Source organism: Ruegeria sp. HKCCA4812 (assembly GCF_013034245.1).
Classification (GTDB): Bacteria; Pseudomonadota; Alphaproteobacteria; order Rhodobacterales; family Rhodobacteraceae; genus Ruegeria.
Genome location: NZ_WQFQ01000001.1, coordinates 1,139,852 through 1,159,599, shown reverse-complemented (window position 1 = coordinate 1,159,599; position 19,748 = coordinate 1,139,852). Strand labels below are relative to the sequence as shown.

Genomic DNA, 19,748 nt, shown 5'->3' with positions numbered 1-19,748 from the left:
CCCTTTTTTCAGGGGCTCAGAAGTTTGCGGTACAACGTGTCAACAAAAGTTTCTGCGCCCTCGAACGGATCTTCGTTGCCCAGAATTGCACGAACCTGAACATCGAAATCTGCATAGTGCTGCGTCAAGGCCCAGATCGAAAACACCAGGTGGTAGGGGTGCACCCGCGCGATTTTTCCCTGATCCATCCAGCCGGTAAGGATCGTGACCTTTTCGTCGACCAGTGTCTTGAGATCATTGGACAATGCATCGTGAATACGCGGCGCGCCCTGTACAAGCTCGTTGGCAAAAAGGCGGCTTTCCCGTGGTACCTCCTGACTCATCTGCAACTTGCGCCGAATGTATGCCAGGATTTCCTCCATCGGATCGCCGTCGGCGTCCAGATCATGCAGCGGAGCCAGCCAGGTATCCAGCAGGCCGGACAGCAATTCAGTATGGATCGCTTCTTTTGATGGGAAATAGTACAGCAGGTTCGGCTTGCTCAGACCTGCTTCTGCCGCGATCTGGTCTACGGTTGCGCCGCGAAACCCGTGGGCTGAAAACACGTTCAGGGCGGCCTCTAGAATCGCGGCGCGGTTCTTTTTCTGAATACGGGTCGGTGCGCGGTCTTTTGGCATGTTTTCAGCGTGTCTCTTTTTTCGTCGAACAGGTGCGGGACGTACTGAAAATTTCAGCTGAACCGCGCAAATTCTTGACTGATACCGAACCCGTGATAGCGTGAGTTTGACCATATGGTCAAATCAAGACATCAAAAGCGAGCCAACTCGCGAGCAAACAGGGAAGATGAACATGGCAGCTCCGGCGCAGAATCTCAGGATCAATGGCGACAGGTTGTGGGACAGCCTGATGGAGATGGCCAAGATCGGCCCGGGTGTCGCCGGTGGCAACAATCGCCAGACCTTGACGGATGAGGACGCGGAAGGCCGCGCCTTGTTCCAGAAATGGTGCGAGGAAGCAGGGTGCACCATGGGGCTTGACCAGATGGGCAACATGTTTGCCCGCCGCGAAGGCACTGACCCCGACGCGCTGCCGGTTTACGTGGGATCGCATCTGGATACGCAGCCGACAGGCGGTAAGTTTGACGGCGTGCTGGGTGTCCTGGGTGGGCTGGAACTGATCCGGACGCTGAACGACCTGGGGATCAATACGAAACATCCGATCGTCGCTACCAACTGGACAAACGAAGAAGGCACGCGTTACGCGCCGGCGATGCTGTCTTCAGGCGTATTTGCCGGGATGCACACGCAAGACTGGGCATACAACCGCGAAGATGCTGAGGGCAAAAAGTTCGGGGATGAGCTGAACCGGATCGGCTGGCGTGGTGATGAAGAGGTGGGCGCCCGCAAGATGCATGCGTTCTTTGAACTGCATATCGAACAGGGCCCGATCCTTGAAGCCGAAGGCAAGGATATTGGCGTCGTCACCCATGGTCAGGGGCTGAGCTGGACGCAGATCACGGTAACAGGCAAGGACGCGCATACCGGATCGACACCGATGCCGATGCGCAAGAATGCCGGGCTGGCCATGGCGCGGATCCTGGAGAAAGTCGACGAGATCGCATGGTCTCATGCTCCGCATGCGGTGGGCGCGGCGGGGCATATCGATGTCTACCCGAACTCTCGCAATGTGATCCCGGGCAAGGTGGTGTTTACGGTCGATTTCCGCTCGCCCGAGCTGGAGGTGATCACCGACATGGAAGACCGCCTGCGGGTGGCTGCCGAGGACATCGTTGACGAGATGGGCCTTCAGATCGAATTCGAGAAAGTCGGCGGGTTCGATCCGGTGAAATTTGACGATGCTTGCGTATCGGCCGTGCGAAACGCAGCCGAACGGCTGGGCTATTCGCACACTGATATCATCTCGGGCGCGGGGCATGATGCCTGCTGGATCAACCGGGTTGCGCCGACCGCGATGATCATGTGCCCCTGTGTTGACGGGCTGAGCCACAATGAAGCCGAAGAAATCAGCAAGGAATGGGCCGCAGCCGGGGCGGATGTTTTGCTGCATGCCGTGGTCGAGACTGCCGAAATCGTGGAATAGGGGGCGCTGCCCCCGTCGCCCCGAGGGCGACTCCCCCGGGATATTTTTGGCCAGATGAAGCAAGCGGCGCAGACCGCATCAGGGAGTTCAAAATGAGTACTGTCATCAAAAACGGAACCGTTGTCACCGCGGATTTGACTTACAAGGCGGATGTGTTGGTCGAGGGCGGCGTGATCACCGAAATCGGTATGAACCTGACGGGGGACAAGGAACTGGACGCAACCGGCTGTTTAGTGATGCCGGGCGGGATTGATCCTCATACCCATCTCGAAATGCCGTTCATGGGCACCTATTCCAGCGATGACTTTGAAAGCGGGACGCGGGCGGCCCTGGCGGGCGGCACCACCATGGTTGTCGATTTTGCACTTCCCAATCCGGGTGAAAGCCTGCTGGATGCGCTTAAACGTTGGGACAACAAGTCGACCCGGGCGAATTGTGACTATTCGTTCCATATGGCGGTGACCTGGTGGGGGGAACAGGTGTTCGACGACATAAAAACCGTGATCGAGACGCGCGGTATCAACACCTTCAAGCATTTCATGGCCTACAAGGGCGCGCTGATGGTGAATGATGATGAGCTGTTCGCCTCGTTCAAGCGTCTTGCCGAGCTTGGCGGTACCGCCCTAGTGCATGCCGAGAATGGGGATGTGGTGGCAGAACTGAGTGCCAAGCTGCTTGCTGAAGGCAATACCGGCCCCGAGGCACATGCGTATTCGCGCCCGCCGCAGGTGGAAGGTGAAGCCACCAATCGGGCGATCATGATCGCGGACATGGCGGGTGTCCCGCTGTATGTTGTACACACCTCGTGTGAAGAGGCGCATGAAGCCATCCGCCGGGCAAAAATGCAGGGTAAACGGGTGTGGGGAGAACCCCTGATCCAGCACCTGACATTGGACGAAAGTGAATATTTCAATCAGGATTGGGACCATGCGGCGCGACGGGTCATGAGTCCTCCGTTCCGCAACAAACAGCATCAGGACAGCCTGTGGAATGGCCTGCAATCGGGAACGCTGAGCGTGGTTGCAACTGATCATTGCGCCTTTACAACCGAACAGAAACGCTTTGGCGTCGGGGATTTCACCAAGATCCCGAATGGCACCGGCGGGCTGGAAGACCGGATGCCGATGCTGTGGACACATGGGGTCAACACTGGGCGTCTGACACCGAACGAATTCGTGGCTGTCACTTCAACAAACATTGCCAAGATATTGAATTGCTATCCTAAAAAGGGTGCGGTTCTGGTCGGGGCGGATGCTGATCTTGTTGTCTGGGATCCTGAGAAAAGCAAGACAATCAGCGCCGCGTCGCAGCAATCTTCGATCGACTACAATGTGTTCGAGGGCAAAGAGGTCAAAGGTCTGCCGCGCTTTACTCTGACGCGGGGTCAGGTGGCGGTGCATGATGGTGAAATCCGGACGCAGGAAGGTCATGGGGACTTTGTCGCGCGTGAGGCGAACACCACCGTCAACAAGGCGCTGAGCACCTGGAAAGAGCTGACCGCCCCAAGACCCGTCGAGCGGACAGGAATTCCGGCGACCGGTGTTTGATCAGTTGGGGCCGCTTTGCTGGCGGCCCTGACACCACTCTTTTCAAGGCAATAAAATGAACACTGAAAGCACGACCCAGCCCGTCATCGAGGCAAGGCAGCTGGACCTGACATTCCAGACCAATGATGGGCCAGTACACGCGCTTAAAGACGTGAACCTGACTATCGACAAGGGCGATTTCGTCAGTTTCATCGGGCCGTCCGGCTGTGGCAAAACCACCTTTCTGCGCTGTATTGCAGCCCTTGAGGCTCCTACGGGCGGGACGCTGACTGTCAATGGTATGACGCCTGATGAGGCGCGTCGAAACCGGGCGTACGGGTATGTCTTTCAGGCGGCGGGCCTATATCCCTGGCGCACCATAGCAAAGAACATAAAACTGCCTCTTGAGATCATGGGATACCCTGCTGCCGAACAGAATGAACGGGTGAGAAAAGTCCTGGAACTAGTTGATTTGGAAGGGTTTGGCGGCAAGTTTCCCTGGCAGTTGTCCGGTGGGATGCAGCAGAGGGCCAGTATTGCTCGGGCCCTTGCGTTCGACGCGGATATCCTGCTGATGGACGAGCCGTTTGGGGCGCTGGATGAGATCGTGCGGGACCATCTGAACGAGCAACTTCTTGAGCTTTGGGCGCGTACGGAAAAGACGATCGGATTTGTGACGCATTCCATTCCCGAGGCGGTTTATCTGAGCACAAAGATCGTGGTGATGAGCCCACGGCCCGGGCGGATCGCCGATGTGATTGACAGCCCGCTGCCCAAGGAACGGCCGCTGGACATTCGCGACACCCCGGAATTCATCGAGGTCGCGCATCGGGTGCGCGAAGGTTTGCGGGGTGGGCATTCCAATGACGGCTGAGCTGAATGCGGATAAGATCCGGCGCGCGGCGCCAGACGATGTGCCTGCCTGCGCCAGGGTTGTTCATGACTGGGCCACGCAAACGGACTGGATGCCCGACGAACTTCCTGTCGACGAGCTGGCAAAGCTGATCAGTGACGCATTCGACAGCCGCGAAATGTGGGTCGCAGGTGATCCGGTCGATTGCTACATGTCAGTGGACCCGGCACAGAATAAAATCGGCGCGCTGTATTGCAGCCGGACGGGGCAGGGTATCGGCAAGCGCCTTGTCGACAAAGCAAAAGAGGGCCGAAATTTTCTCTGGCTGACGACGCACCGGCCCAATACGGCGGCGCAACGTTTTTATCGCCGTGAAGGGTTTGAAGTGACGGCCGAGGAACCCCCTGTGCCGCCGGATACCGTGCCCGTATATCGGATGGAGTGGCGTGCATGAAGCAAGTCACCGCCGTATTCACCGTCATCGCCGCAATTGTTCTGTTCTGGTACGTGGCCTGTATTCCGATGAACATAAAGGGCGTGTTGACCGAACAGGAACGCGCGGGGGCCATCGTGCAGCCGCCATCCGCCAAGGACCGGCGGGACATGTCTGAGGTTGGTCTTGTTTTGAACAACACATTCGCCATCCCGGCCACGTGGGAACAGGACAGGCCTCGTTTGCCGGCCCCGCATCAGGTCGCCGTGGAAATGTGGGAAACGACGGTCCAGAAAAAGATCACTTCGAAACGGTCGCTGATCTATCATGGCTGGGTCACGCTCAGCGCGACGATGCTTGGGTTTGCGATTGGCACCGGCCTGGGGATCCTTCTGGCCGTGGGTATCGTGCATAGCCGCGTGATGGACCTGTCGGTCATGCCATGGGCCATTGTCAGTCAAACCATTCCGATCATCGCGCTGGCGCCGATGATCATTGTGGTGCTGTATTCCGTTGGTATCCAGGGCATCATTCCCAAGGCGATCATATCGGCCTATCTGAGTTTCTTTCCGGTTGTCGTCGGCATGGTCAAGGGCCTGCGCAGCCCCGATGCGATGCAGCTGGACTTGTTGCGGACGTATAACGCCAGCCGGTCTCAGGGCTTTTGGAAATTGCGCCTGCCGGCATCCATGCCGTATCTGTTCACTTCGCTGAAAATCGGGATCGCCGCGTCGCTGGTCGGCGCCATTGTTGGTGAGCTTCCGACAGGGGCTGTTGCCGGTCTGGGCGCGCGGTTGCTTGCCGGCAGCTATTACGGTCAGACGGTACAGATCTGGTCGGCTTTGTTCGCGGCTGCCATTCTGGCGGCGTGCCTGGTCGGGCTGCTGGGGCTGATTGAACGGGCCGTATTGAAACGGATGGGGATGGCGCAATGATACTGGTTTTGTGTGCTGTCCTGCTTTGGCTTTTGGGCTGGTGGTTGAACAGCCGGTTGGCCAGCGGGCCTTATGCTGACACCCGAATGGTGCGGTTTCTGGCCCCGCTGATCTTTGGCCTGACGGTCATCGGGATCTGGGAGCTTCTGGTGCGCGGGCTTGAGGTTCCTCTGGTCATCCTGCCAGCGCCGTCGGTGATTGCGGTACGGTTTGCGGACAGCCTTCCGATCCTGTGGGCTGATTTTGTGCAGACCATCATCAAGGGCGCGCTCAGCGGCTATGTCATCGGGTGCATCGCGGCCTTTCTGATGGCGATTGCGGTGGATCGCTGGGATTTCCTGCGCCTGGGCCTGTTGCCGGTCGGGAATTTCGTGGCCGCCCTGCCGATTGTCGGAACCGCCCCCATTCTGGTGATGTGGTTTGGGTTCGACTGGCACTCCAAGGCGGCGGTGGTGGTTGTGATGGTGTTCTTTCCGATGCTCGTCAACACCGTGGCAGGCCTGCGGGAAGCCACCTCGATGCAGCGCGATCTGATGGAGACCTATGCCGCAACCTATTGGCAGAGCTTCATGAAACTGCGTTTGCCCGCAGCGATGCCTTTCATTTTCAACGGATTGAAGATTTCCACCACTTTGGCTCTGATCGGCGCTATCGTGGCCGAGTTCTTCGGTTCACCGACACTTGGTATGGGGTTCCGGATCTCTACCAGCGTCGGGCAATTGTCTTTGGACATGGTCTGGGCCGAAATCGTTGTTGCGGCACTGGCCGGCACGGCCTTTTATGGGCTGGTGGCGGGGATCGAAAAAGTGGTGACCTTCTGGCACCCGTCACAGCGCGGATAAAACAAAGAAATCAACAGACCCCGAAATTGGGGCACAACAAGCAACTAGGAGAAGTGAAGATGAACAAGCTACTAAGCGGGGCGGTTGCCGCCTTTAGCCTGGCAGCCAGTGCGGCGCTGGCGGCGGATGAGGTGACATTGCAACTGAAATGGGTCACGCAAGCACAGTTCGCGGGTTATTATGTTGCCAAGGACAAGGGCTTTTACGAAGAAGAGGGGCTGGACGTCACCATTCTGCCCGGCGGGCCTGACATCGCTCCGACGCAAGTGATTGCAGGCGGTGGTGCCGATGTGACCGTCGAATGGATGCCTGCCGCGCTGGCTGCCCGTGAAAAAGGGCTGCCGCTGGTGAACATCGCGCAACCGTTCAAAAGCTCGGGCATGATGCTGACCTGCTGGAAAGACGCCGGGATCTCGTCGCCCGAAGACCTCAAAAACCGCACGCTGGGTGTCTGGTTCTTTGGCAACGAGTTTCCCTTCATGAGCTGGATGAGCCAGTTGGGCATCAGCACCGACGGCAAAAGCGAAAACGGAGTGGAAGTTCTGAAGCAGGGCTTCAACGTCGACCCGTTGCTTCAGCGTCAGGCGGATTGCATCAGCACCATGACCTACAATGAATACTGGCAGGTCATCGATGCCGGTGTCAGCCCGGATGAGTTGGTGACCTTCAAATACGAAGACCAGGGCGTGGCAACGCTGGAAGACGGTCTTTATGTGCTGGAAGAGAACCTGAGCGATGCGGCCTTCGCCGACAAGATGGAGCGGTTCGTTCGCGCGTCGATGAAGGGATGGAAATATGCCGAGGAGAACCCGGACGAAGCGGCGGAAATCGTTCTGGAAAACGATGCAACCGGTGCCCAGACGGAAGAGCACCAAAAGCGTATGATGGGTGAGATCGCCAAGTTGACCGCAGGGTCGAACGGCGCGCTGGACCCAGCTGATTTCGACCGCACCGTCAACACATTGCTGGCAGGCGGGTCTGATCCGGTTATTACCAAAAAGCCCGAAGGGGCCTGGACACATCAGATCACCGATGCTGCACTGAATTGATCTCAGCCTTTCCTTAGGGAATTGAAGCGCGGTCCCAAGCGGGGCCGCGTTTTTCATTCTAAATGCCGGATATGTGTCTGTACTCGACCTGAAATCAGAGTAGTATTTACCTGTAAACGAGCGCATTTCATACGAAATGTGAATTCCATGGGATAAAATGCAGGGATTTGCATCAGAATTCAGCTCTGCCATCGCGCTGATCTTTGAGGGAGACTCAGAGCTGTGGGCGATTGTGCTGTTGTCCCTGAAAGTATCCGTGTTTGCGGTTCTGATTTCTGCCCTGATCGGCATGCCCGTCGGTGCCGCCCTGGCTGTGGCTAGGTTTCCGGGGCGGCGGATGCTGATCGTTCTGATGAATGCCCTGATGGGGTTTCCGCCCGTGGTCGTGGGGCTGCTGGTCTATCTGATGCTGTCTCGCTCCGGTCCGTTGGGTGTGCTAGAGCTTTTGTATACCCCGACGGCCATGATCATTGCGCAGGTCGTGTTGGTCGCTCCCATTATCGCGGCATTGACCCGGCAGGTGGTCGAAATGCTGGCCGAGGAATATTCCGAACAGCTGCGATCACTGGGCGTGTCGCGGCTGGCATCAGTTCCCGTGCTTCTCTGGGATGCGCGGTTGGCACTGGTTACGGCCTTGCTTGCGGGGTTTGGGCGCGCCATTGCCGAGGTCGGCGCGGTGATCATCGTGGGCGGCAACATCAATCATGTGACGCGCGTGATGACGACAACGATCGCGTTGGAGACGTCAAAGGGAAATCTAGCGCTGGCTCTGGCGCTGGGGGCAATCCTGATTGGGATCGCGGTGGCCGTGAACGCGATGGTCAGCGCGGTCAGCCTGCGGGCCGAACGGGAAGGGGTACGTCATGCGTGACCTGTTCTGCGACGCGGTGAATTGCCTGAAAGTCGAGAACCTGCAAATCCGCAGTAACGGCAAGGCGTTGTTGGACGTCTCGTCATTGGTTCTGGATGGGCCGGGGCCAACCTTGATTCTTGGCCCCAACGGTGCAGGCAAAAGCCTGTTGCTGCGCTGTCTTCACGGGCTGATCACGCCGGATCGGGGGCAGGTCGTGCAAGGTGGAAAACCGCTGGGCGCGGCACAGAAAGCCCGCCAGGCGATGGTGTTTCAGAAACCGGTTCTGCTGCGTCGATCAGTTGCGGCAAACCTTGACTTCGTTCTCAAGCGTCAAGGCATGGGGCGAAGGGCCCGTAAGGCCCGTATCGCCGAATTGCTGGCCGAAGGCGGGCTGGACGGCAAGACCAGACAACCCGCGCGGTCATTGTCCGGGGGAGAAGCGCAGCGATTGGCGATTCTCCGTGCGCTGGCGCTGGACCCCGAGACCTTGTTTCTGGACGAGCCCACCAGCGCCTTGGATCCAAGCGCGACCCAGATGATCGAACGAATGATATTGCGGGCATCGGCTCGGGCCGTGCGGATCGTAATGGTGACGCATGATATCGGTCAGGCACGTCGTTTGGCCTCGGACGTGGTCATGATGCAGGGCGGGCATGTCGTGGAACATGGTGTGGCAAAACAGGTTTTGGATTCACCCGAAAGCGATGCGTCGCGCCGCTATTTGGCGGGCGGATTGGTTACTTGAAACTGAGAAAGCGGAGAGAGTGATGTTCCGAAAAGCAATTCGGGCAGCGGCGGTGGCTTTGGGCCTGTTGACCAGCGCGGTTTCGGCGGAAGAGCCGTATATTGTGGTGCAGTCGACCACGTCCACACAGAACTCGGGACTGTTGGAATACATCCTTCCGTGGTTCGAAGCCGATTCAGGTATCGATGTTCGTGTCGTGGCGGTTGGAACCGGTCAGGCCATTCGCAACGCCATCAACGGGGACGGGGATGTTCTTTTGGTTCACTCCAAACCAGCCGAGGAGAAATTTGTTGCTGACGGTTGGGGCGTAGAGCGGAAGGATCTGATGTACAATGATTTCGTTCTGGTCGGCCCCAAGTCTGACCCTGCCGGAATTCGCGACGGCGCCGATGTGTTGGCCGCGCTGTCGAAAATCGCCGAGGCCGAAGCGCCGTTTGCATCACGCGGTGACGACAGCGGAACACACAAGGCTGAACTGGGCTATTGGTCCGCGGCCGGGCTGGACCCTGCCGAAGCTTCGGGTACGTGGTATCGCGAGACCGGATCTGGTATGGGGGCGACGCTGAACGTGGCCAGTGGAATGGATGCCTATACGCTGACGGATCGGGCCACGTGGCTGTCTTTTGGGAACCGCGGAAATCTTGAGGTATTGGTCGAAGGGGATCCGCGCCTGTTCAATCAATACGGCGTGATTCTTGTAAACCCTGACAAGCACGCGCATGTGCGGGCGACGGCCGGCCAGCGTTTCATCGACTGGCTGACGGGGCCGGACGGGCAGGAGGCGATTGCGTCGTTCAGGCTGGACGGGCAGCAGGTGTTCTTTCCGAACGCCGACTAAGCCGGCCTGCGGCGGGCGCATCCTGACAAGGTAAAAGGCGGATGAGGGCTCAACCGCTGACACCGTTGTGGTGGATCGTGCCCAGGCCCGACAGGTCGTAGCCACCGAATTCTCGGGCCCTTTGCGCAAATTGATCCGAGCGCAGCAGCGTTATCAGTTTCTGCATTGGCGGATCAAAATATGACCTGCGCCAAATCGCCAGATCCAGCCTCTCGGAATGGGTGGGGACGAAACCCAGGTTGTAAAGCCCTGCCAAAGCCCCCAGCCCAAAGCCGGCCTCGGCCTTTTCGCCGTGAAGGGCGATGGCCAGTTCCTCTTCCGTGCGTGCGCAGCCGGGGGTCGCGTCCAGATCGTCTCGGCTCATGCCATGGGCTTTCAGCTGGCTGTCGAACAGGTGTTGGCTGGCCGCACTGTCCTGACGCATGATCACGCGGCGCGATTTGAGATCCTTGAACGTTTTGATATCCGATATGCCCGGGGCAAGAAGCAGCCCGCGCTTGCGCCGGGCGATTTCATACAACACCACCGGCCCTTCGCCCAAGGCGTCCCGCAGGGATTTTTCGTTGAACCCTCCGTCTTCGTGGATGTGCAACACGGCCGCCTGTGCGCTGCGTTCGCTCAGCCGTGTCAGCCCGTCAAAGGAGCCGTCGTAATAGGTGGCAAGCCCCGATCCGCTTTCACGCAGCGCCCAGTCCAACAGAGGATCATGGCTGCCTGCTACGATCGGAGGCAGAGGCGGTTCGGCCACCTGCGGACCGGATCGCGACGCGTTGAGCCAGGCAATGATTTCGGCCCGCGGGAACAGCAGTTTGCCCATGGCGCGAACACAGGGCACCTCGCCCGAGGAGGCAAGATCATAGGCTTTGCGCTCGCCGATGCGCAGCAGATCGGCCAGTTCGCGGGTGGTCAGGTATTGTGACATTCAGTCGAGGCGCACGGCAGAGCCGGACGTGGCATCGGCGGCGGTGAACCCGATCCGATCCAGCACGACAGGGGCTGCCACTGCAATGACGACCATTGCGGCGACCGCGGCAAGAAAGGCTTTCATGGTCTCCTCCAGTTCAGTTCCGGGCACCCGTTGCGCGGCGCAGAAAAGCAATCAGATCCAGACGATCCTGAGCTTGTGTAATTCGCTGCATCGGCATCTTGGACCCCGGAATGTAATGGTCAGGCCCTTCGTCGAAAAGAGCATTTATCGTTTCGTCATTCCAAATGATATCAGAGCCTTGCAGCGTATCCGAGTACAAATATCCCGGTAACGTGCCCGCTCGTCTGCCGAAAACCCCGTGCAAGGAGGGACCTGCGCGGCGCTGGCTGTTGGGGGTGAGGCTGTGACAGATCGAGCATTTCCGCGCGAACTGACGCTCACCATTGTCCATCTCGTCGGGGTTTTGCAGAAAACTCGGCTCGGCAGCAGCCATCTGTTGCCGGTCGGATGAGGCGGTGACCGGCCAACTGTACATGGCCTCGTCGATCCCGCCAGCATGGATGTTTTCACCATCGACCGAAAAGGCCAGGGCCCAGACTGGCCCCCGCAACGTTGCACGAAAGTCCTGCGCGATGCGCCAGTCCGAGGTATCGATGACCATGATATAGCCTTCGCCGTCACCAACGGCCAGAAACCGACGATCCGGGCTGAGCGCCATGGCAAGGATCGGACGACGATCCAGAGTGAAATCGCGTTCTTCACCGGTGGAAAGGTCCAGAATTCGGGTCACTCCGTCAACGGCACCGTAAGCGATCCAGTTGTCCTGTTCATTCAGGACCAGTTCGTTGATGCCGAACCCGTGTTCGATGAGCCGGATGATCTCTTGCCCGTTCGAGATGTCCCAAATGCGCAGCGACCCATCCATGCCTGCGGAATAAAGCCGTGTGCCGTCAGAAGAAAACACCACGGCGTTCACACCGCTTCCGGTTGGCCCAAGAGTTGTGGGCGCGGCTCCGTTTACGGGCCAAAGCCCAATCGTTCCGTCCCAACTGGCGGTTGCGACGTGGGTCTTGGATGCTGCCAGACCCACGATCTTGCCTTGATGTCGCCCAACCACGTCGCCACCGGGCCACTTGCGCAGGGTGAAGTCATCTCCGGCCGAGTAGATGGCCGTGCCATTGAAGGCAACGGCGTTCACGGCGGCTTCGTGACCTTCCAGCCATTCGGGGGTCCGATCAGCCCACAGTCCGACGGAATTGTCGAAACTGGCTGTTGCGATACGCCCGTCCGGGGCTGTGGCGATCCCCATGATTGGGCCGCCGTGTCCCTTGAGCGTGAAGAATTCGGCCGAGGCGGGCAGAGGGATCAGCGCCAGGGCCAGAACCAGCCCCCGCATCTATTCAGCTGGCGAGGCGGCGGTTTTGCCTGCCTCTTTTTCCTGAACCTCTTCCAGCCACAAAGAGTGGTGTTCACGGGCCCATTGTTCTTCGACCTCGCCGGTGCCCATGGCGTCAAAGGCGCCCTCCATTCCGACAGAGCCGAGATAGATATGCGCCACGATGATCGCAATGAACACATAAGCAACCATCACGTGCCAGACCTGGGCATATTGCATTTCTTCCTGCGGCGACATCTGCTCCGGCAGGTTCAGGCCCATCATTTGCGGAATACCGGTCGCATTGGCGATCTGGAAGGTTTTGGCAAACAAGGGCATCTCGAACGGGAACAACAGCGACAGGCCTGACAGGCTGATGGAGACGCCCAGCAGGATGCAGGCCCAGAATATGATCTTTTGACCGGCGTTGAACTTCTTGGCCGGCGGGTGGCTGTTCTTGGTGAACAACCCGCCACCTGCGGCCAGCCATTTCAGATCGACGCGGTTGGGGATGTTATGGGCAATCCAGTTTACCGTGACGATGATCAGGCCCAGCATGAAGGCCCAGGCCAGATTGTTGTGCAACCACTTGCAGCCCTGTGCGAGGGCCGCAAAGCCCTCTTTCCCGAAAACCGGGATCAGGAAGTCGCGCCCATAAAGCGTCAGCAGGCCCGTGACGCCAAGGATCAGGAACGACCCGGCAAACAGCCAGTGGCCGAACCGCTCGAACCCATTGAATCGCGTGACCGTGCGGCCGGTTTTCTCACCATCGATGCGAATTTTGCCTCGGATCAGGAAAAACAACAGGATGATACCCAGCATCCCGGCAATGACATAGGTGCCGTATTCGCGCAGCGGTCCGGTGCGGAAGGTCAGCCACCACATGCCGCCATCCTGAATCAGCACGCTGTCTGCCGGACCATGAGAAGACACCGTCACATCAGCCGAGCCATAGCGCAAAGCGCGATACACGTCACTGTCCGAGGCCACACCACGCGTGCCAAGCTGCCCCAGCAACCCCTCGGCATTGCCCTGACCTGTGTTCTCGGAACGATAGCTGTTGTCGACGGTTTCACCACGCTGCCGGGCGAGAATGTCTTCCAGCGTTGTCGCTCCGCCGGTCGAGGTGCGCTCATCCGCCGTGGGTTCAGAGGTCTCTTGCGCCCATGCGGCTCCGGTCAGAAAAATCGAAACGAGCAGAAACTGAATCAGACGCATAGGGATATCCTCCTGTGCATTTTCATATCAGCGGTCAAATCCACCGATTTGCTGGTGAAAAACGGCGCCGACTGGCGTGAGCGCTTCGCGAAGATCATCCTTGGCCGGACCATACACGTCCAATCCCACTGGCGTCAGTAGGGCCAGAAACCGTTCAGCGAAGTTAGCACCAAAATTTTGCATATGTATCATGGCATCTTCGGAACTGGCATAGCGTTCATAGATATGAACAGCCGAACCGGTCATGTGCCATTCATAGCTTCTGGCGCCGGTTTCTTGCAGCGTGGCCGCGACCATTTCCGCCATAAGCGCTTCGAACTCATCCTTTTTATCCAGATCGAGGTCAAGCTTCAGCAGCCAGTAAACATGATTGGTCATGCGCGCCTCTCAAATTTGTTTGCTGTGACGTTGCAGGAAACGGATCCCCGATCACATCACCTGAAAAGCCCCCCGCAAAGGGCGGGAGGCTGTTTTGTCGAAAGCCCGATTTCAACCGTCTTTCTGGTCGTAGGCCGTGCCCCAACCCCAGGCGCCCGAGCCGAAACCGCGCGCCACGACGCGCTCACGGTAAACTGCGGAAACCACGTCGCCGTCACCGGCGAGCAGGGCCTTGGTGGAACACATTTCGGCGCAGATGGGCAGCTTGCCCTCGGCGATCCGGTTGCGACCGTATTTGGCGAACTCTGCGGTTGAGTGCGTTTCTTCGGGGCCGCCGGCGCAGAAGGTACATTTGTCCATCTTGCCGCGCGATCCGAAGTTACCCGCCTGCGGATATTGCGGCGCGCCGAAGGGGCACGCATAGAAGCAATAGCCGCAGCCAATGCACAGGTCCTTGGAGTGCAGCACGACCCCTTCTTCGTTCTGATAGAAGCAGTCGACCGGGCACACCGCCATGCACGGCGCATCCGAACAATGCATACAGGCGACCGAGATCGAGCGTTCGCCCGGGTTGCCGTCATTGATCGTCACCACCCTGCGGCGGTTGATGCCCCACGGCACCTCGTGTTCGTTCTTACACGCGGTTACGCAGGCGTTACACTCGATGCAGCGTTCAGCGTCGCAGAGAAACTTTGCTCTAGCCATTAATCGTCCTCCTTACGCTGCCCAGATCTTGCAGAGAGTCGCCTTGGTCTCCTGCATCTGGGTTACTGAATCATAGCCGTAGGTCTGGGCGGTGTTGGTACTTTCACCCAGCACATAGGGGTCTGCACCTTTGGGGTATTTCTCCCTGAGGTCCTCGCCCTGGAAATGGCCGCCGAAGTGGAACGGCATGAAGGCCACGCCGGCACCGACCCTGTTGGTCAGCATCGCCATCACCTTGACCTTGCCGCCCTCGGGGCCTTCGACCCAGACCTGTGATCCGTCCCGAATGCCAAGGTTGTTGGCATCACGCGGGTTGATCTCGACGAACATGTCCTGCTGAAGCTCAGCCAACCACGGATTGGACCGGGTTTCGTCACCGCCGCCTTCATATTCGACCAGACGACCAGACGTGAGGATTATCGGGTAATCCTTTGAAAAGTCGTTCTTCTGGATCGATGCATAAAGGGTGGGCAGGCGATAGGCCTGACGGTCCTCGTAGGTGGGATAGTCCGCCACCAGATCGCGCCGATTGGTATAGAGCGGCTCGCGATGCAGTGGGATCGGATCCGGGAAGGTCCAGACAACCGCGCGGGCCTTGGCGTTCCCGAAGGGCGCACAGCCATGTGCGATCGCGACCCGCTGGATGCCGCCGGACAGGTCGGTTTTCCAGTTGGTCTTTGGTCCGGCCACGGCGTCGATAGCCGCGCGTTCCTCGGCCGTCAGATCACCGTCCCAGCCAAGATCCATCAGCATCTGCATCGTAAACTCTGGATAGCCATCCTGAATTTCCGATCCAACGCTATAGACCCCTTCGGCCAGCAGGTTGTCGCCGTCGCGTTCCACGCCGAAACGGGCACGGAAGGTCAGGCCGCCTTCAGCCACCGGTTTGGACATGTCATAGAGGTTTGGTGTCCCCGTATGGCCCATTTCCGGTGTGCCCCAACAGGGCCACGGTAGACCGTAATATTCGCCGTCGTTTGGTCCACCAATGGCTTGCAGCGTGGTTCTGTCGAACGTGTGCTGGTTGGCCATATGACTTTTCAGACGTTCCGGCGACTGACCGGTATAGCCGATGGTCCAGAGGCCCGAGTTGAACTCACGCGTGATGCTTTCAACATTCGGGGTTTCCGGGTCTTCCATCTCGATATTGCGGAAGAACCGATCCGCCCAGCCGAATTTGTTGGCGAACTTGGCCATGATGACCTCGTCCGGCAGACTTTCGAACAGCGGATCGACCACCTTGTCGCGCCATTGCAGCGACCGGTTCGAGGCCGTGACCGAGCCACGGGTTTCGAACTGCGTGCAGGCCGGCAACAGGTAAACGCCATCGGTCCGGTCATGCAAAACGGCGGAAACGGTGGGATACGGGTCGATCACGACCAGCATGTCCAGCTTTTCCATCGCCGTCTTCATTTCCGTCATCCGAGTCTGCGAGTTGGGCGCGTGGCCCCACAGAACCATGGCGCGGACATTGTTGTCCTGATCCATGTTGGCCGGGTCTTCCAGAACACCGTCGATCCAGCGAGAAACAGGAATGCCGCGCTCGTTCTGCAGCGGTTTGTCCTTGCCGTCCTTGTCCTTGATCGTGGCAAATTGACCGGCCAGCCATTCAGGTTCTTCGCCCCAGACACGGGCCCAGTGACCCCATGCGCCTGCGGACAGGCCATAATAGCCGGGCAGGGTATGGGAAAGAACACCAAGGTCCGTTGCGCCCTGAACGTTGTCATGACCGCGGAAGATGTTGGTGCCTCCGCCCGAGGTTCCCATGTTGCCCAGTGCAAGCTGAAGTACACAATACGCGCGGGTGTTGTTGTTGCCGTTGGTGTGCTGCGTTCCGCCCATGCACCAGACAACCGTTCCAGGACGGTTGTTGGCCATCGTGCGGGCAACCCGCTTCAACTGCGATCCCGGAGTGCCGGTGACACGTTCCACCTCATCCGGGTTCCACTTGGCAACTTCTTCGCGGATCTGATCCATGCCCCAGACACGGGTGCGGATGAACTCTTTGTCTTCCCAACCGTTGTCGAAGATGTGCCAGAGGATACCCCAGATCAGCGCAACGTCCGTGCCGGGCCGGAAACGGACATATTCATCCGCATGCGCCGCAGTGCGCGTAAAGCGCGGGTCGCAGACGATCAGCGGGGCGTTGTTCTGCTCTTTTGCGCGCAGAATATGCAGCAGCGACACGGGATGCGCCTCGGCCGGGTTGCCGCCGATGATGAAGATCGCCTTGCTGTTGTGCATGTCGTTGTAGCTGTTGGTCATGGCGCCGTAGCCCCATGTATTCGCAACACCCGCAACAGTGGTCGAGTGGCAGATCCGGGCCTGATGGTCCACGTTGTTCGTGCCCCAGTAGGCGGCGAACTTGCGGAACAGATAGGCCTGTTCGTTGTTGTGCTTGGCGGAACCCAGCCAGTACACGCTGTCAGGCCCGGATTCTTCGCGGATGCTCATCATGCCGTCGCCGATCTCGTTGATCGCCTCTTCCCAGCTGATGCGCTTCCACTCTCCGCCTTCCTTTTTCATCGGATATTTCAGGCGGCGCTCGCCATGGGCGTGCTCGCGAACGGCGGCACCCTTGGCGCAATGGGCGCCCAGGTTGAACGGACTGTCCCAGCCGGGCTCCTGCCCGATCCAGACGCCGTTCTGAACTTCGGCAACCACCGTGCAACCGACCGAACAATGCGTGCAGACGGACTTGATGTTCTCGACAGCCGTGTTGGCTGCGGTCTGGGCGCTGGCTGGCGTCACGGTTCCACCCGTGGCGCTGATCGCGGCAAGGCCGCCGATCGTCAGGCCCGATCCACGCAGGAATGCGCGGCGATCGACGGTTTTCTCGCCGACCTGGGACAGGATACTTGTCCGCTGGGGGCGTCTCGCAACCCCGTTGGTCTTTTTCCTAAGCATTTGTTTCCTCCCTTGCGCGCCGTGTATGCCACGGCTGGCTTGGTACTGCTGAAGCCGACGTCGGGGCCAATCGCAACCGTCAGTCGGGTGTGAAAACGTCCGATCCTAGAACCGGGTGCTTTCGATGTAGGCGCGTGTATGCGCGGTATCCTGGATGCGGGTATCGTCTGTCGGCGCTTCGGCCGCTTCGGCTTTCCCGGTCAGGCTGGCGGCGGCAACAGCAGCAGGCGCTGCGGTTCCGGCCAGTTTGAGGAAGTCGCGGCGTGTGGCGCCTTCTTCCTTGGTCTTGCTCATGGGCTCCTCCTGTCCCAATTGCGGTTTGGTGCCCACAGGGCACCGGCGATGTGCGGGCTACCCCGCTGTCATCCGGAACGCTTCGCGCTCGATCTCCATGAATACCCGACCGGCGGTGCCGACGGATGCATAGAGAACAGAGTTTTCAGCAGCTTCCAAATCCGAATAGAAATGTGCGGCCCAGGGGCCGATATGTTTGCTCCAGAACGCTTTCTGGTCTTCAAGGGATGCCGGGCTGCCAAAACGCCCAACGATCATGCCTGCCATCATCTCCATCAATGAGGCGATGTTGTCCTCGGGCTCAAACACGTTCTGGGCGCGTGTGATCCCACGCACCGCCATGTCATTGCGGAGCTGCGCCAGAGGTTTCTCGTTCAGAAAACCCGTGAGATAGAAGCTGGCATAGGGCAGCAATTCGCCCCGACCCAAACCGATGAACAATGCATTGAATTCCCGCTCCGCGGCGGCGGGCTTGGTGACCTTTGCAACCCGCGCCATGGCTTGGATGGCCTGACCAAGATCAGTGTCATCCCCGCTGAGGCCCGCCATTTGATCCAGCAGCATCTGGTCGGGTGGACCGGCCAGCAGCAAGCCCAGAAAGTTGTAGAAATCCGCGCGCAGGCGATCCTCGGCTGAAACGTCCAGAGTGTGCGCGTCACTTGCGGTCATTCGGTCATCCTTCAAATTCAAATGTCATACGACGTGGCGCCGGGGGAAGGTCGATTTCTTCCGGCTCGTCCGCGCGGGCGACGGAAACCGGTTCGGGCCCGGTATCGGGTTCGACCGGCTCGGCCTCGGGTTGAGCGCGCGTATCGGCTTCGCTTTCAGCAGCATCGTCTTTGGCCTCTTCCGCGTCGGCCGCCAGTGCTTCGATATGTGCCAGCATGCCCTTTCCAACCTGATAGGCGGTTTGCATGTTTTCGATTACGCAGGCCGCATCGGTGTAGTCCTCGCCGTAATCAACCAGCCCGTCGACATTGGCCAGAACCGGGTTCAGCCGCCACAGCCGACGCAAAGCACGACGGCGCAGGCGATCAGGCACGGCCTTGGCCATGAAGCCCGAAACATCGTCGCCGGGTTGCAGGGTCTCTGGGTCGGGAAGATTGAACTCGGCAAGGATCTCGGCGTCATCCTTTTCTTCCAGCTCCGCTTGCCGTTCTGCGATCGCCTGTTCTTCAAGGGCCAGTGCCTCGGCCTTGGCTTCGGCGTGAACGGCGGCCTTTCGGCGAGACCAGAAATCATCGGGCCGGTTCATTGCAGCGCCTTTCTCGGGGCGCGATACACGTCCGACGTCTGCCGGATACGAGCATCACCCTTACCGTCTTCAACCAGATCTGTCCGCTTCTTGTCGCGGCGGCGCTTGACGAAAACTTCGTGCTGATGATGTTTCAAAGTAAAATCGCGAACCCAGGCAATCAACCCTTCGGTCATCGGGATCTTCTCGACAATTTCTTCGCCGGTATCTGCGTAATCCTGCCCCTCGAACGGAGAGGCGGTGATCAGCACTGCATTCAGGGGTGTTTCGCCCTTCAGTTCGTCCCGCAGCACAAGGTACAGCGAAGGCTGCCCATCCGACAGGTTGACCATGTAGGCTTCGGTTTCATCTGCCCAAAGCGTCAGGGGCAAGGTGGCCGCGTGATACTCGACCGCATCGCCTTCGCGGCGCAGTTCCTGCCAGTCGGCCGGCCCCGCGCCGGGTAAAAGGGCCACAGCGCGCCAGTTCCACCGGGCCCACCGTGTGACCCCGGGTGTCTTGCGCACGATGACGCCAACCGGCATTTCAGTCTGGCTTGCGGCCTTGGCCACTGGCTCCTCCCCGAAAGGCTCTC

General features: G+C 59.1%; 22 protein-coding genes. 10 read left to right on the top strand and 12 right to left on the bottom strand.

The features are described from left to right. Positions 1 to 8: 8 nt before the first annotated feature. Entirely contained in the window at positions 9 to 617 is a 609-nt protein-coding gene (locus GOW04_RS05790; protein ID WP_171231814.1) for a TetR family transcriptional regulator C-terminal domain-containing protein, read from the bottom strand. Between the two features lie 172 nt (positions 618 to 789). On the opposite strand from GOW04_RS05790, the gene GOW04_RS05785 reads away from it, so the two are divergent. From GOW04_RS05785 to GOW04_RS05740, 10 genes are all read left to right on the top strand, one after another. Next, positions 790 to 2,040, top strand: a complete 1,251-nt coding sequence (locus GOW04_RS05785) for a Zn-dependent hydrolase (RefSeq protein WP_171231813.1) — start codon at positions 790 to 792, stop codon at positions 2,038 to 2,040. A 92-nt stretch (positions 2,041 to 2,132) separates the two neighbouring features. Further along, positions 2,133 to 3,587, top strand: a complete 1,455-nt coding sequence (hydA, locus tag GOW04_RS05780) for a dihydropyrimidinase (RefSeq protein ID WP_171231812.1) — start codon at positions 2,133 to 2,135, stop codon at positions 3,585 to 3,587. Positions 3,588 to 3,642: 55 nt separating this feature from the next. Next, positions 3,643 to 4,440 carry an ABC transporter ATP-binding protein gene (locus tag GOW04_RS05775; protein ID WP_171231811.1) on the top strand — a complete coding sequence of 266 codons (798 nt, stop codon included), beginning with the start codon at positions 3,643 to 3,645 and terminating at the stop codon, positions 4,438 to 4,440. Beyond that, positions 4,430 to 4,873 (top strand): GNAT family N-acetyltransferase, encoded by a 444-nt coding sequence (locus GOW04_RS05770; protein ID WP_245217983.1) that lies wholly within the window; start codon positions 4,430 to 4,432, stop codon positions 4,871 to 4,873. The genes GOW04_RS05775 and GOW04_RS05770 overlap by 11 nt, the downstream gene beginning before the upstream one ends. Then, on the top strand, positions 4,870 to 5,787 hold the full coding sequence (locus tag GOW04_RS05765; RefSeq protein ID WP_152457700.1) for an ABC transporter permease: 918 nt from the start codon (positions 4,870 to 4,872) through the stop codon (positions 5,785 to 5,787). Before GOW04_RS05770 ends, GOW04_RS05765 begins: the two co-directional genes overlap by 4 nt. After that, the gene (locus GOW04_RS05760; RefSeq protein ID WP_171231810.1) at positions 5,784 to 6,629 is read left to right on the top strand and encodes an ABC transporter permease; all 846 of its coding nucleotides are present in this window, start codon (positions 5,784 to 5,786) and stop codon (positions 6,627 to 6,629) included. Before GOW04_RS05765 ends, GOW04_RS05760 begins: the two co-directional genes overlap by 4 nt. Before the next feature lie 59 nt (positions 6,630 to 6,688). Then, complete coding sequence (locus GOW04_RS05755; RefSeq protein WP_152457702.1) at positions 6,689 to 7,678, top strand: ABC transporter substrate-binding protein; 990 nt, start codon at positions 6,689 to 6,691, stop codon at positions 7,676 to 7,678. A 157-nt stretch (positions 7,679 to 7,835) separates the two neighbouring features. Continuing rightward, the gene (locus tag GOW04_RS05750; RefSeq protein ID WP_171231809.1) at positions 7,836 to 8,549 is read left to right on the top strand and encodes an ABC transporter permease; all 714 of its coding nucleotides are present in this window, start codon (positions 7,836 to 7,838) and stop codon (positions 8,547 to 8,549) included. After that, positions 8,542 to 9,276 (top strand): ATP-binding cassette domain-containing protein, encoded by a 735-nt coding sequence (locus tag GOW04_RS05745; protein ID WP_171231808.1) that lies wholly within the window; start codon positions 8,542 to 8,544, stop codon positions 9,274 to 9,276. Before GOW04_RS05750 ends, GOW04_RS05745 begins: the two co-directional genes overlap by 8 nt. A 22-nt stretch (positions 9,277 to 9,298) precedes the next feature. Beyond that, complete coding sequence (locus GOW04_RS05740) at positions 9,299 to 10,114, top strand: substrate-binding domain-containing protein (RefSeq protein WP_171231807.1); 816 nt, start codon at positions 9,299 to 9,301, stop codon at positions 10,112 to 10,114. Positions 10,115 to 10,163: 49 nt separating this feature from the next. Here the strand turns inward: GOW04_RS05740 and GOW04_RS05735 are convergent, their stop codons facing one another. From GOW04_RS05735 to GOW04_RS05690, 11 genes are all read right to left on the bottom strand, one after another. Next, entirely contained in the window at positions 10,164 to 11,036 is an 873-nt protein-coding gene (locus GOW04_RS05735) for a helix-turn-helix transcriptional regulator (RefSeq protein ID WP_171231806.1), read from the bottom strand. Continuing rightward, the gene (locus tag GOW04_RS22145) at positions 11,037 to 11,162 is read right to left on the bottom strand and encodes a hypothetical protein (protein WP_256367747.1); all 126 of its coding nucleotides are present in this window, start codon (positions 11,160 to 11,162) and stop codon (positions 11,037 to 11,039) included. It abuts the gene before it with no gap. 13 nt (positions 11,163 to 11,175) lie between these two features. Then, complete coding sequence (locus tag GOW04_RS05730) at positions 11,176 to 12,438, bottom strand: c-type cytochrome (protein WP_171231805.1); 1,263 nt, start codon at positions 12,436 to 12,438, stop codon at positions 11,176 to 11,178. Further along, on the bottom strand, positions 12,439 to 13,635 hold the full coding sequence (locus GOW04_RS05725) for a formate dehydrogenase subunit gamma (protein ID WP_171231804.1): 1,197 nt from the start codon (positions 13,633 to 13,635) through the stop codon (positions 12,439 to 12,441). A 27-nt stretch (positions 13,636 to 13,662) separates the two neighbouring features. After that, the gene (locus tag GOW04_RS05720; protein ID WP_171231803.1) at positions 13,663 to 14,013 is read right to left on the bottom strand and encodes a putative quinol monooxygenase; all 351 of its coding nucleotides are present in this window, start codon (positions 14,011 to 14,013) and stop codon (positions 13,663 to 13,665) included. A 111-nt stretch (positions 14,014 to 14,124) separates the two neighbouring features. Further along, complete coding sequence (gene fdh3B, locus GOW04_RS05715; RefSeq protein ID WP_010439472.1) at positions 14,125 to 14,718, bottom strand: formate dehydrogenase FDH3 subunit beta; 594 nt, start codon at positions 14,716 to 14,718, stop codon at positions 14,125 to 14,127. Between the two features lie 12 nt (positions 14,719 to 14,730). Continuing rightward, a complete protein-coding gene (locus tag GOW04_RS05710) occupies positions 14,731 to 17,625 on the bottom strand; it encodes a formate dehydrogenase subunit alpha (RefSeq protein WP_152457710.1) in 2,895 nt (964 codons plus the stop codon). A 105-nt stretch (positions 17,626 to 17,730) separates the two neighbouring features. Beyond that, positions 17,731 to 17,919, bottom strand: coding sequence for a ubiquinol-cytochrome c reductase iron-sulfur subunit N-terminal domain-containing protein (locus GOW04_RS05705; RefSeq protein ID WP_171116379.1), 189 nt, complete (start codon positions 17,917 to 17,919; stop codon positions 17,731 to 17,733). Between the two features lie 57 nt (positions 17,920 to 17,976). Continuing rightward, a complete protein-coding gene (locus tag GOW04_RS05700) occupies positions 17,977 to 18,588 on the bottom strand; it encodes a molecular chaperone (protein ID WP_171231802.1) in 612 nt (203 codons plus the stop codon). A 4-nt stretch (positions 18,589 to 18,592) separates the two neighbouring features. Further along, positions 18,593 to 19,174 carry a DUF3306 domain-containing protein gene (locus GOW04_RS05695; protein WP_171231801.1) on the bottom strand — a complete coding sequence of 194 codons (582 nt, stop codon included), beginning with the start codon at positions 19,172 to 19,174 and terminating at the stop codon, positions 18,593 to 18,595. After that, entirely contained in the window at positions 19,171 to 19,725 is a 555-nt protein-coding gene (locus GOW04_RS05690; RefSeq protein WP_152457714.1) for a DUF3305 domain-containing protein, read from the bottom strand. Before GOW04_RS05690 ends, GOW04_RS05695 begins: the two co-directional genes overlap by 4 nt. Between the last annotated feature and the right edge of the window lie 23 nt (positions 19,726 to 19,748).